This is a genomic window from Flavobacterium soyae (assembly GCF_045348165.1).
Taxonomy (GTDB): domain Bacteria; phylum Bacteroidota; class Bacteroidia; order Flavobacteriales; family Flavobacteriaceae; genus Flavobacterium; species Flavobacterium soyae.
Genome location: NZ_CP150845.1, coordinates 1,696,534 through 1,710,315, shown reverse-complemented (window position 1 = coordinate 1,710,315; position 13,782 = coordinate 1,696,534). Strand labels below are relative to the sequence as shown.

Below are 13,782 nucleotides of genomic sequence, written 5' to 3'. Positions count from 1 at the left end.
CTATGTCAGCCTGAGCGAAGTCGAAGGTAATATTTAATTAAATCCCGTTTTGTTTATTCAAAACGGGATTTTTTGTTTAATTTTCATCCTCAAAATTCAATACTTCATAATATGAAAAAACTAGCCTTTCTAATCTTGTTTCTTACAGCAATAGCCTGCCAGAAAAAAGAACAAACAGAAAAACCAACCAGCGTTGTTGATGAGCACAGTTATTCTAAACCAGAACTTGCTGTAGTTAAACACCTTGATCTTGACATCAAAGTTGATTTTGACACACAGACAATTTCAGGAAAAGCTTCGTGGACAATTGACAACATCAGCAAAGGAAATGAAATTATTTTTGACGAAAACACTTTAAACATTACAAAAGTAACTTTAGGCGACGATGAAAAAGAAACCAAATTTGAACTTGGGAAAGACGTCGAATTTCACGGAAAACCTCTTCACATTACCATTGAACCAAATACAACCAAAGTAAACATCTATTACAGCACAACTAAAGATGCTGTTGCATTACAATGGCTTTTACCGGCACAAACTGCAGACAAAAAGAAACCTTTCCTTTTCTCTCAAGGAGAAAGCGTTTGGTCAAGAACATGGATTCCATGTCAGGATTCACCGGGAATTCGTTTTACCTATAATGCAAAAGTTACCGTTCCTAAAGATTTATTAGCCGTAATGAGCGCTGTAAATCCGCAGAAGAAAAATGATACCGGAGTTTATACTTTTAAACAAGACAAAGCAATTCCGTCTTATTTAATGGCGATTGCAGTTGGAGATATTGAATTTCAATCTATCGACAACAGAACCGGAGTTTATGCTGAACCATCAATGCTGAAAAAATCGGCTTGGGAATTTGCAGAACTTGGAAAAATGGTTGTCGCTGCCGAAAAACTTTACGGTCCATACCGTTGGGGACGTTACGATGTTTTGGTTTTACCTCCAAGTTTCCCTTACGGAGGAATGGAAAATCCAAACTTAACATTCTTAACTCCGGGCGTTATTGCAGGCGATCGCTCCTTAACTAGCTTATTAGCGCACGAATTAGGCCACAGCTGGAGCGGAAATTTAGTTACAAATGCAACGTGGGATGATATTTGGTTAAACGAAGGTTTTACAACTTATGTAGAACATCGCATTGGAGAAGCTATTTTCGGAAAGAAAGAATTTGAAATGCAAAATGTTATCACAAACAAAGAATTAGTTGATAACGTAGCAGAATATGGAGAAACAAGTCCTGATACAAGACTTAAAGTTTCGCTGACAGGAAGAAACCCTGACGATGGAATCAGCCAAATTCCTTACGTAAAAGGATATGCATTTTTAAGAGTTATCGAAAACGCTGTTGGACGTGACAAATTCGATCCGTTCATTAAGAATTATTTTGATTCACATGCTTTCAAATCAATTACTACAGAAGATTTCGTAAAATATTTAAACGAAAATCTTATCAAAGGCGACAAAACATTAGCTGATAAAATCAAATTAGAAGACTGGATTTACAAACCGGGAATTCCATCAAATATTCTTCCGGTAAGTTCAGTGGATTTTGATGCTATCGACAAAATTCAAAAAAGCTGGAGAGAGACTGGTGTTGCAGGTTTAAGCAAAAAAATTACAACTACAGCAGAAAAACAGCACTTTATAGATCATCTTCCTGCTGATATCACAGCAAAAGAAATGGAAGCAATTGACAATGAATTCAACTTTACAAAAGGCGGAAATTTCATCATCAAGCGCCAATGGTTTGTTCAGGCACTAATTCACCAATATAAACCTGCTTATCCTGCAATTGAACAATTTTTAATTGGAATCAGCAGAACAGGATCTGTGATGATGCTTTATAAAGAAATGGTTAAAACACCAGAAGGAAAAGTTTGGGCAAATCAAATTTTCGAAAAAGCAAAATCTGGTTATCATGCAACAACTATTCAGGCTGTTGAAGGTATTTTGAAATAAAAGATAATTACGAATAACTTCGTTTTATAGCAGCATTTCAATTTGTATTTCATATCCCAGAGGGATTTCATATCGGTAGAAAAAAATATAACGCATTAAAATTATTTGTCCCTACGGACAATGTCATTAAGTTAAACTTTTAGAAAATAAAATTATTGCAAATCAAATCCGTGTTTATCAGCGTTTTTACGAAGTAAATCTGTTTTATCCGCGTCACAATTAGACGCTGATTTTACTGATTCGCTAAAGCGAAAACGCTGATAAAAACTGATTTTTCTAATGACTTTCTTAATTAAACAGTTAAGTAATTTTATAGATTTCCTCTTAACTTAATGACATTGCCCGTCAGGGACTATACGTTATGTCGAATTGGTCTAGTTCCTGACGGGACAATAAAAACGATCGTAATTTTTCTTTCTACCGATATGAAATCCCTCTGGGATAAATTATAATTATTTAAATCCTGATTATATTTTTAGGGAATTTACAAAACAAAACTGTATACTAAGACCAAAAGCCGAGACCGTGACTGAAAACTGAGACTGAAAACTAAATTTTATTCTTCGCTTCAATCCATTTTGACATATACATTGTGCTTTTATAAGCATGAAACTGCAATAAATTACCCATAAAATTATGAAGACGATGGCTTTTCGAATCCATTAATAATGAATTTACCAAAGCCGCTAACTCATTTGAATATTTATCTTTCTGATAACATTCATTAATAATGGCAACACCGTTTTTTTGAGTTTGTTTCCAAAGATTTTCATCCTGATAAAGTACAATTGCTTTTTTAGCAAATTCAAGCACATCATCTTCTATAAATCCGCTCCAAGACAAATTTGCATGCATCGCTTCTGAACCAATTGAAGTAGTTATACTTGGCGTTCCGCATTGCATGGCTTCTAATAATTTCCCTTTTAAACCAGCCCCAAAACGAATTGGTGCCAAAACAACTCGTGCTTTCTTCACCACTTCGTTTGCATCCTCTGCTCTTCCCATAATAAAAAAACCATTTTTAGGCTGATGCAGCTGCAATACTTTTTGTGACGGATAAGCGCCATAAACTTCTAAAACAGCTTCGGGAAATTCCTCTTTTATCGAAGGCCAAATCGCTTCTTTTAAGTATTGAACTGTATTCCAATTGGGCTCATGAAGAAAATTTCCAATAAAAACAAAATTCTTACGGTCTTCAAATGAAGGCAATTTCAAAAGATCATTCTCAGACATTTTATCTACTAAAAAAGGAAGATAGAAAAGTAAAACTTTATTTATTCTGAAAGCATCTTGAAGGATATTCATTTCAAATTCAGAAATAATCAAAGATAAATCACATCTTAAAATACTGGCAATTTCTCGTTTTGCCACTTCTTCAGAAAACAAATCTACTATTTCAAAATCTCGATTTTCTTTAAAAGCTTTTTGTCGTGCCGTTCGCAGACAATGCAAATCTTCAGTATCTAAAATTCTGATTGCATTTGGGCAGTTTTCAGCTACCCGCCAGCCGAATTGTTCCTCGATCATAAAACGATCAAACAAAACAACATTGGGATTTAATTCGATTATAAAATCATCAAAGCTGGCAGAATTGAGTTCGATACTTTTTTTGGCAACTCCAAATTCAGACAAATTAACCATAAAATCGCTGTCTAAAGCCGCACTGGCAAAAGTGATTTCAAATCCATTTGCTGCGAAAATAGAAATTAACTGCATCATCCTTCCGCCTGCCGCAGAAGAATTTGGCTCAGGCCAGACAAACCCAATTATAAGAAGTTTTTTTAGCTGATTCATTGTAATATATTTCAACTTACAAAATAATGCTTTTTTGAGCGTAATTGCACGATATTTCCTGATTTTAGTAATAAAAAACACTAATTTTGCAAGAACTAAAATGTCGGGAAATTATGTTGGGATTAAAATTAGCTACAGACCCTCGCTGGGTCAATATCGTCGAGTCGAATATTGAAGAAATTTTAACTGATCATGCATGGTGCGAACAAAAAGCAGCCTCAAATGCAATCAGTATTGTGACTTATAACTCTGAATTAGAAGAACTAGTGACCGAAATGCTTGTAATTGCACGCGAAGAGCTGGAGCATTTACAAATGGTTCATGATGTTATAAAAAAACGCGGCCTTACTTTAGGACGCGAACGAAAAGACCATTACGTAAATGAGCTTTTTAAATTCATGAAAAAAGACGGCAGCCGACGTGATGCGCTTTGCGACCGTTTATTATTTTCGGCCATGATCGAAGCCCGAAGCTGTGAGCGTTTTAAAGTGCTTTCAGAAAACATAAAAGACGAAGAATTAGCTAAATTCTATCGCGATTTAATGATTTCTGAAGCCGGACATTATACCACTTTTTTAGGATTTGCCAGAAAATATCAGGACAATATCGACATCGATAAACGATGGAAAGAATGGATTGAATATGAAGGTTCTATTATTACCAATTATGGTAAAAAAGAAACTGTTCACGGATAAATTACGCTCTTTTTTTACTCTATTTTTTTATTTAAACACCACAAATTGCTATGCAAAAAAGTAAATCCAGATCAATCGTATTCAAAATTGCGAAGTATTTAGGGATAACTTTCGCCGTTATTTTAGCACTATTATTTTTAACGCCTATCGTTTTTGAAGATCAAATTAAAGAACAGATCAAAAAAACAGCAAACGAAAGACTAAGCGCAGAACTTAATTATTCTGATGTTTCGGTTTCTTTTTTTCGTCATTTTCCATCTCTAACCTTAACCTTAGATAATTTAAGTCTTAACGGTTCTGCACCGTACAAAAATGAAAAATTCATTACTGCAAAAGAGGTTTCTTTTGGGATAAATGTAGCCAGTTTGATTTTTAGCAAATCGGTAAAAATTGACCAGATTTATCTATCAGACTCCTTTATCAATGTAAAAGTCAATCCAAACGGAGAAGCGAATTACAATATTTACAAATCACAAGCCAAAACCGCAGAAAAAAAAGACAGTACTGATACTGCTTTAAAACTGGAACGAATTGAGATTTTAAACAGTAAAATTATCTATGATGACAAATCAACAAAAGTCCATTTTGATGCTTTAGGTTTTAATTATTTAGGAAAAGGCGATTTAAACAAGGCTGTTTTCGATTTATACTCAAAAGCAAAAATTGAAAAATTAAATATTATTTATGAAGATGAACCTTATTTAATGAATAAAAAAGTTGATGCTGATTTAATTACTAAAGTAAACATCAACTCCTTATCTTTTTTCTTCCAGCAGAATAACTTAAAAATCAATCAGCTTATGGTCGATTTTAAAGGAAAATTCGATATTTTAAAAGATGGTTACAATATGGATTTTGTAATTAAATCTGACAACAGTGATTTATATGATGTATTTACAGCTTTTCCGCCAAAATATATTACATGGCTTTCTAAAACAGAATTAAAAGGAAATACCACTTTACTTTTTACTCTAAAAGGAGATTATATTACTTCGCAAAATATTGCTCCCGACTTAAATCTTGACGTAAAAATTGACAACGGATTTGTGAATTATAACAAAAGTGCTTTTCCTGTTTCTAATTTAAATTTAGAAGTTCAAACAAAAGTTCCGTCTTTAAACCCGGATCTTTTAACTGTTGATGCAAAAAACCTATCCTTAAACATTAATAAGGATTATATAAAATCTAAATTCTTTGTAAAAGGTGCAAACACACCAGAAATTAATGCGGATCTTAAAGCTAAGATTGACCTTGGCAAATTAACAAAAGCACTCGGAATTCCTGATATAGAACTAAAAGGATCTTTAGCCGGAGATATCCAGGCGAACGGAAAATTCGATCAAAAAAATAAACTTTTCCCTGTTACAAAAGGTGTTTTTGACTTAGAAAATGGATATGTGAAAACAAAATATTATCCTAACCCAATTACCAATATTATTATAAAATCAAAAATCGACAATCAAAAAGGAACTTTTGAAGATTTAACAATAAAGCTAAAACCTGCTCAGTTTACTTTTGAAGGAAAACCTGTTTTTGTAGAAGCTGATTTAAGCGACTTTAATGATTTAACATACGACATTAAAGCAAAAGGCGAATTGGATGTAAATAAAATCTATAAAGTTTTCTCTCAAAAAGGATTAGATTTAGACGGTTTTGTAAAAGCTGATTTAGTGTTAAAAGGAAAACAAAGCGATGCCGAAAAAGGAAACTACAGCAAACTGCATAATAAAGGAACGCTGGAATTAAGAAACATAGGGATTTCATCAGAATATCTTCCTAAAAAATTCATTATTAAAGAAGGAATTTTCAAAATCAATCAGGATAAAATGTCATTTAATAATTTCCTGGCCGCCTATGGACAATCTGATTTTAAAATGAATGGCTATCTGCAAAATGTTTTCAACTACGTAACAACAAATACAGGAGTTTTAAAAGGTTCGTTTAAAATTTCGGCACGATATATTAATGTAGATGAATTTATGTCGAATACGTCTGCAGATGCTTCGGTAACAAAAAATTCAGCACCAAAACCAGAAACAAAAACTCAAACTACTGCACAAACCGGCGTTATCATTATTCCAACAAACCTGAATTTACAATTATTAGCCAATGCCCAAAAAGTAAATTTCGACAAGTTAAACCTTCAAAATGCAACCGGACATTTAACCATGAATAAAGGTAAATTGACCATGCAGAACACAGGATTTGATTTAATAGGCTGTAAGGTTGCAATGAATGCCAACTATCAGGCTGTAACACCGCAAAAAGCAAACTTTGATTATGCTATAAAAGCATCGGATTTTGATATTAAAAGAGCATACAACGAAATTGAAGTTTTTAGAAAAATGGCAAGCGCTGCCGAAAAAGCACAAGGAATTGTTTCGTTAGATTATCAATTAAAAGGGCGATTAAATGGGAATATGGAACCTGTTTACCCTTCACTTGTTGGTGGCGGAACACTCTCTGTAAAAGATGTAAAAGTACGTGGATTAAAGATGTTCAATGCGGTAAGCAAACAAACAAGTTCCGAATCGATGAAAAATCCGGATGTTTCAAAAGTAGACATCAAAAGTACGATCAAGAATAACATTATGACGGTAGAGCGCTTCAAATTTAAATTTGCAGGCTTTAGACCAAGAATTGAAGGAACAACAAGTTTAGACGGAAAACTGAATTTAAAAATGCGTTTAGGTCTGCCGCCATTGGGAATATTTGGAATCCCGCTAACCGTGACAGGAACTCAGGACAATCCTAAAGTAAAAGTAGGACGTAAAACTGAGGATTTGGAAGAAACTAAGGATACTGAATAGGTAAGTTTAAATTACAAATTTAGAAATTCCAAATTCCAAAATGTAATTCTATATTTTCATAAATTGAAATGAACAAAAGAAAACTCTTAATTTTCATTATTGTAATTGCGAACCTAGGATTTGTTTGGTCTATTTTTAATATATTTTATTACAAAAAAGCTTCTTTTGATACTTCTAAAAAAGCAACTATTATTAGTAGTAATATATCCAAAATTCATAATGGAAATGGAGGATGGATATGGAATGAAAACCAATTTGATTTCTATAAAGAATATTCATTTTCATTAAACAAAAATGAAACTCCTGAATTTTGTAAAATTGTAAATACAGCAAATGCAAAATATATCGAAAACAATCGACCAAGTAAATGGGTTGAAATTTATATCATTGAAAAAAATGGTGCCGATATAACACTTACCTTAAAACAAAACAATGAAAACGGAGTATATTTTGAATTTGAAAATCATACTTTCGAAGGAAAAGAATTAGAAAAATACATCTACAAACATCTTAAAAAGAATTAAGAAAGTACACTTCAAAATCTCAATCTTTTCAATAAACATCATTTATCTCATCTTAAACTTTGTCAAAGTTTAAAACTTTTACAAAGGTTTTTTTTTGCGATTTGCCATTGCGAGGAACGAAGCAACCGCACTAACAATGACCCACAATTGATTTAGCACGTGAGATTGCTTCGTTTCTCGCAAAGACCAATCTTTGCGGAGCTACTCGCGAAGATCCCTCGTTCCTCGGGATGACAAGATTGTGGTTCCTTTATCTTAAAATCTTAAAGTAATAAAAAACAAAAAACCCGATCTTTTCAGAACGGGTTTTTTATAAAAAGTAAATCTTGTTAATTATGCCTCAAAAGGAATAATAGAAACATAAGATTTGTTATCTCTTTTCTTTTGGAACTTAACAACTCCATCAACTTTTGCATGCAAAGTGTGATCTTTACTAATGTAAACGTTTTCACCTGGATTGTGTTTTGAACCTCTTTGTCTAACGATGATGTTTCCAGCAATAGCAGCTTGACCACCATAAATCTTAACGCCTAAACGTTTTGATTCTGATTCTCTACCATTCTTCGAACTACCGACACCTTTCTTGTGAGCCATGACGTATGAGTTTAAATATTGTTATTATTCTTTAGTAGCTTCTTTCTTTGCTTTTGGAGCCGCTTTTTTAGCCTTTGGAGCTTCTACTTCTTCAGTAGCTGCTTCTTCTGCTACAACCGCTTTTTTAGCTGCTGCTTTTTTAGTTCCTCCTGCTGCAGTAATACCTTCAATTACAATTTGTGTAAGATATTGTCTGTGACCATTTCTTTTTTTGTATCCTTTTCTTCTTTTCTTTTTGAAAACGATAACTTTATCACCTTTTAAGTGTTGTAACACTTTAGCTTCTACTGAAGCACCTTCTATAGCTGGGGCGCCTAAAGTTACATTTCCATTATCATCTAATAAAAGAACTTTGTCAAAAGAAACTTTTGAACCTTCTTCATTAGCTAAACGGTGAACATAAACCTTTAAGTCTTTGCTTACTTTAAATTGTTGCCCTGCTATCTCTACGATTGCATACATACCAAATTGATTTATTGATTTTTAAGGTTGCAAATATACAACTAATAATTTACTGTGCAATCTCTTATACCAAAAATATTTTAAGTAGTTTAACTGTTGTTTTTCAAGGCATTTCAAAGGATTTTTATCTTAAATTAGAGGTAAAAGATTGTTAAATTGCAATCAAAACAAAGATAAACCTCTAAATGATAATTAAAAAAAGTTATTTTTGATGTAACTATAATCAACTCTTGGCTACCTACTATTTTATTAGGTATTTTAAATTTATTAATCTTTATGAAAAATTCAATAATGATGTTAAGTGCAGCACTAATGCTTGGCGGAGTAGCTCATGCTCAAAAGGTGGCTTTTGAAGAATACAATTTAGATAACGGCATGCATATTATTCTGCATAATGATCCTTCGGCACCGGTAGTTATTACCTCTGTAATGTATCACGTAGGTTCAAAAGACGAAAGACCGGATCGTACTGGTTTTGCACATTTCTTCGAACATTTATTATTTGAAGGAACTCAAAATATAAAACGCGGCGAATGGATGAAAATCGTTACCGCAAATGGCGGCGTGAACAACGCTAATACTTCTGACGACAGAACGTATTACTATGAAGTTTTTCCATCAAACAATTTAGAACTGGGTTTATGGATGGAATCTGAAAGATTAATGCACCCAATTATTAATAAAATTGGTGTTGACACGCAAAATGAAGTGGTTAAAGAAGAAAAAAGAATGCGTTACGACAATCAGCCTTACGGAAATATTCTTCCGGAGGTTAAAAAGAACATGTTTAAAAACCATCCGTATCGCTGGACCACAATTGGCTCTATGAAAGATTTAGATGCAGCAACGCTTGAAGAATTTCAGGCTTTTAATAAAAAATTCTACACTCCAAATAATGCAGTTTTAGTCGTTGCTGGAGATTTTGATAAAACAAAAGCCAAAGAATGGGTTCAGAAATATTTTGGACCAATTCCGAAAGGTGAAGAGGTTAAAAAACAAACTTTTACCGAAGAGCCAATTACACAGACTATAAAAGCAACATACGAAGATCCGAATATTCAGATTCCGATGATTGTTGCTTCATATAGAACACCGTCTATGAAAACAAGGGACGCAAGAGTATTAGATTTAATTTCATCTTACTTAAGCGATGGTAAAAGTTCAAAATTGTATAAAAAAATTGTCGATGATAAAAAAATGGCGCTTCAAATAGGTGCTGTTGGTTTTAGTCAGGAAGATTACGGAACTTATATATTATATGGATTGCCAATGGCGCCAAATACTACAGCCGATATTTTAAAAGAAATGGATGAAGAAATCGTAAAGCTTCAAACCGATTTAATTTCTGAGAAAGATTACGAAAAATTACAAAACAAATTCGATAACAATTTTGTGAACGCTAATTCTAGCGTAGAAGGAATTGCAGAAAACCTGGCTTCGTATTATTTACTTTATGGAGATGTAAATTTAATTAACACCGAAATTGATATTTACCATTCTATTACGAGAGAAGAAATTAGAGAAGTTGCCAAGAAGTATTTAAATCCAAATCAGCGCTTAATTTTAGATTATATTCCTACCCCAAAATCGCAAAACTAAGAATATCGAATCATGAAAAATCTATATACATTTTTAATCATTTTATTCCTAACTGGAATTATGCAAGCACAAGATCGTCCACAACCAAAACCAGGAAACCCGCCTGTAGTTAACATTAAAAAACCTCAAACCTTTGTTTTGGCAAATGGTATGAAAGTTCTGGTTGTCGAAAACCATAAATTACCAAGAGTAAGTTTTAACCTTACACTGGACAATGCCCCATTTACAGAAGGAAACAAAAAAGGTGTTGACGAATTAACAAGCAGTTTAATTGGTAACGGAACCAAAAAAACTGCGAAAGAAGCTTTTAATGAAGAAATTGATTTTTATGGTGCAAACATCAATTTTACATCGCAAGGCGCTTTTGCAAGTTCTTTATCCAAATATTCAGGACGTGTTTTAGAGCTTTTAGCCGAAGGTGCTTTACAGCCAAATTTCACGCAAACTGAATTTGATAAAGAAAAAGCAAAATTATTAGAAGGACTTAAAGCCGATGAAAAAAGCGTTCCGGCAATTGCCAATCGCGTTGTTGATGTTTTAGCTTTTGGAAAAAATCATCCTAACGGTGAATACCTTTCTGAAGAAACTGTGAAGAATGTAACGCTTGAAGATGTTCAAAAAAATTACGCCACTTATTTTGTACCCGAAAATGCTTATTTAGTTATTATTGGAGATGTTAAGTTCAAAGAAACCAAAACAGCTGTAGAGAAACTTTTCGGCGGATGGAAAAAACAAGCCGCTCCAAAAAATACCTATCCAAATCCTGAAAATGCATCTAAACTTCAAATTGATTTTGTAGATGTTCCAAATGCGGTTCAATCAGAGATTTCGTTGGTAAATACTATAAATTTAAAAATGAGCGATCCTGATTTTTTCCCTGCTGTAATTGCAAATCAAATTTTAGGGGGTGATTTCAACAGTTATTTAAACATGAATTTACGCGAACAGCACGCGTGGACTTATGGCGCAAATTCAAGTATTGGAAGCGGAAAATATGTAACCAAATTCAAGGCTTCGTCTGCGGTTCGTAATGCGGTAACAGACAGCGCCGTTGTTCAGTTTATAAAAGAAATTAAAAGAGTTCGTACCGAAAGAGTTGATCCAGAAGTTTTAAGAAATGTAAAAGCAGGATATATTGGGCGTTTTGTTATGCAGGTAGAAAAACCTCAGGCTGTGGCACGTTATGCTTTAAACATTGAAACAGAAAAACTTCCGGCTGATTTCTACGAAAAATACATTCAAACAATTACCAATGTAACTGCCGACGATATTTATCGTGTGGCAAACAAATATTTTTTACTTGACAATATGCGAATTGTTGTTGTTGGAAAAGGTTCTGATGTAATTTCTGGCTTAGAAAAACTTCAAATTCCGATTTATTATTTTGATAAATACGGAAACCCAATTGAAAAACCGGCTGTTAAAAAAGAAGCTCCCGCAGATATTACTGCAAAAACTGTTTTCGAAAATTACATCAAAGCTATTGGCGGAGAAAAAGCAGTAACTGCCGTAAAAACACTTTATATGGATGGAACAACAAAAGTTCCGCAAGCTCCCGCCCTGCTGACTTTTACTTCAAAACTTGATTCTAAAGGAAAAATGATGGTTTCACTTTCTATGGGAACTATGAATTTAATGAAACAGGTTGTAAATGATAAAGGCGCTTATATTGAACAGCAAGGAAAACGTAAAAACCTTGAAGGCGATGACCTTAAAGAAATGAAAGCAAATGCTGCTCCTTTTGAAGAGTTACAATTAGTAAAAAGAACAGACTTAAAAGTAAACAGCATTGAACCAATTAACGGAAGCGATGCTTATGCCATAAAAGATGGCAATACAACTCATTATTATGATGTAAAATCTGGGTTGAAAGTAGCAAAATCGAAACTTCGTGAACAAGACGGAAAATCGGTTACGCAAATCACAAACTTCAACGATTACAGAGAAGTAAAAGGTGTTAAAGTTCCTTTTAACTTAGTTCAAAATGTAGGTTTTGAATTAGATATCAAAATGACAGATATCAAGATTAATGAAGGGGTTTCTGAGGCAGATTTTCTTTAGAGAGGCTAAAGTTCTGAGATGCTAAGATTCTAAGTTTTTTTTCTCATAGGCTTTGTCAAAGTTCAAAATTTTGACAAAGCTTTTTTATTTAGTTTGTCATTTCGACTGAAGGGAGAAATCGCACTCGGGATTCGACAAAGATTGACGACATTCTATGCGGAGTTTCTAGTGCGATTTCTCCCTTCAGTCGAAATGACAAACTTCTGCCAGAAAACTTTTTATCCTCTTTTTTGTCAGGCTTAGCGAAGTCGAAGCCCCCGTTCCAATTGGCACGCCCTTTAATTTTACGCAGGATGACAAACAAAACCTTGATCACTATCTTATTTCTTAGCCGATAAATAAACTCCAATCAAAATAATAAAAGCACCAAAAAACTGAATTGGCGTAAGCATTTCGTTATCTAATAATCCCCAGAAAAAAGCAACAATTGGTATTAAATAAGTTACAGAAGTTGCAAAAACCGGAGACGAAATCTGAATTAATTTAAAGAACAAAACATTTGCAATTCCGGTTCCTAAAATTCCTAAAATCATTACGAAGAAAATAGAATGATGTGTAACTTCCATACTTATTCTTTGAGGAATATCGGTTGTACTTAAAATCAGCAACGCCGGAATAAGCAATATGGCAAAATTCCCTGTTGTGATGCTAAGCGAGTTTAAATCAGATAAATATTTCTTGATTAAATTGACATTTATTGCATAACTAAGTGTTGCAATAACTACCAAAATAACATAATAGTAATTCTGCCCCGGATGCGATGCTGCGCCGCTTAAAACCAGTAACAAACATCCAATTAAACCAACAAAAACACCTAAAACCTGTCGTTTTTGAAATTGAATCCCAAAAATCAATATTCCTAAAACCAACGTATTTAAAGGCGTAAGCGAATTTAAAATGGCTACAATTGAGCTGTCAACTTCTGTTTCTGCAATCGCAAAAAGAAAAGCTGGCGTAAAAGTCCCAAAAAAAGAAGTTATCGCAACAAATTTCCATTGGCGGCGAGAAATCTTTTTTAAACTTTTAAAACCAACAATCAATAAAAAAAGGGCAGCAAAAATAATTCGGAAAGATCCAACCTGAACTGCGGTTAAACCTACTAATCCTCTTTTGATTAAAATAAAAGAACTTCCCCAAATTAGTGACAATACTAACAAGTAAGCCCACTTTAACTGTTTTGCATCCATAAAAAGTATTTTACTGCAAATTTGTACTATTTTTACGAATTAGCCTCTTCCTTTTTACTAATTTTGCAAAGAAAATTATTAGTAAATTAAATTCTTA

Annotated in this window: 10 protein-coding genes; 6 read left to right on the top strand and 4 right to left on the bottom strand. The window is 33.4% G+C overall.

All coding sequences use genetic code 11. From position 1 onward, the window contains the following. Positions 1–111 precede the first annotated feature (111 nt). Positions 112–1,959, top strand: coding sequence for a leukotriene A4 hydrolase C-terminal domain-containing protein (locus tag AABD74_RS07530; RefSeq protein WP_406845128.1), 1,848 nt, complete (start codon positions 112–114; stop codon positions 1,957–1,959). Between the two features lie 549 nt (positions 1,960–2,508). On the opposite strand, the gene AABD74_RS07525 is transcribed toward AABD74_RS07530, so the two are convergent. After that, positions 2,509–3,753 carry a glycosyltransferase gene (locus AABD74_RS07525; protein ID WP_406845127.1) on the bottom strand — a complete coding sequence of 415 codons (1,245 nt, stop codon included), beginning with the start codon at positions 3,751–3,753 and terminating at the stop codon, positions 2,509–2,511. Positions 3,754–3,866: 113 nt separating this feature from the next. Here AABD74_RS07525 and AABD74_RS07520 point away from each other — a divergent pair, with 113 nt between their 5' ends. The 3 genes from AABD74_RS07520 (at position 3,867) to AABD74_RS07510 (ending at position 7,782) form a co-directional block, all read left to right on the top strand. Next, entirely contained in the window at positions 3,867–4,448 is a 582-nt protein-coding gene (locus tag AABD74_RS07520) for a tRNA-(ms[2]io[6]A)-hydroxylase (protein WP_057117541.1), read from the top strand. Positions 4,449–4,498: 50 nt separating this feature from the next. Beyond that, entirely contained in the window at positions 4,499–7,258 is a 2,760-nt protein-coding gene (locus tag AABD74_RS07515) for an AsmA-like C-terminal region-containing protein (protein ID WP_406845126.1), read from the top strand. 68 nt (positions 7,259–7,326) lie between these two features. After that, positions 7,327–7,782 (top strand): hypothetical protein, encoded by a 456-nt coding sequence (locus AABD74_RS07510; protein WP_406845125.1) that lies wholly within the window; start codon positions 7,327–7,329, stop codon positions 7,780–7,782. A gap of 333 nt (positions 7,783–8,115) precedes the next feature. Here AABD74_RS07510 and rpmA read toward each other — a convergent pair whose 3' ends face one another. Together rpmA and rplU are read right to left on the bottom strand one after the other, a co-directional pair. After that, positions 8,116–8,376 (bottom strand): 50S ribosomal protein L27, encoded by a 261-nt coding sequence (gene rpmA / locus AABD74_RS07505; RefSeq protein ID WP_008466657.1) that lies wholly within the window; start codon positions 8,374–8,376, stop codon positions 8,116–8,118. A 24-nt stretch (positions 8,377–8,400) separates the two neighbouring features. Then, positions 8,401–8,838: a 50S ribosomal protein L21 gene (rplU, locus tag AABD74_RS07500; protein ID WP_073412831.1), complete on the bottom strand. Its 438-nt coding sequence runs from the start codon at positions 8,836–8,838 to the stop codon at positions 8,401–8,403. A gap of 276 nt (positions 8,839–9,114) precedes the next feature. Between rplU and AABD74_RS07495 the strand changes: the two genes are divergently transcribed. Together AABD74_RS07495 and AABD74_RS07490 are read left to right on the top strand one after the other, a co-directional pair. After that, positions 9,115–10,437, top strand: coding sequence for a M16 family metallopeptidase (locus tag AABD74_RS07495; RefSeq protein WP_406845124.1), 1,323 nt, complete (start codon positions 9,115–9,117; stop codon positions 10,435–10,437). Between the two features lie 12 nt (positions 10,438–10,449). Further along, complete coding sequence (locus AABD74_RS07490; RefSeq protein WP_406845123.1) at positions 10,450–12,498, top strand: M16 family metallopeptidase; 2,049 nt, start codon at positions 10,450–10,452, stop codon at positions 12,496–12,498. A gap of 320 nt (positions 12,499–12,818) precedes the next feature. Here AABD74_RS07490 and AABD74_RS07485 read toward each other — a convergent pair whose 3' ends face one another. Beyond that, positions 12,819–13,685: a DMT family transporter gene (locus AABD74_RS07485; protein ID WP_406845122.1), complete on the bottom strand. Its 867-nt coding sequence runs from the start codon at positions 13,683–13,685 to the stop codon at positions 12,819–12,821. Positions 13,686–13,782: the final 97 nt, after the last annotated feature.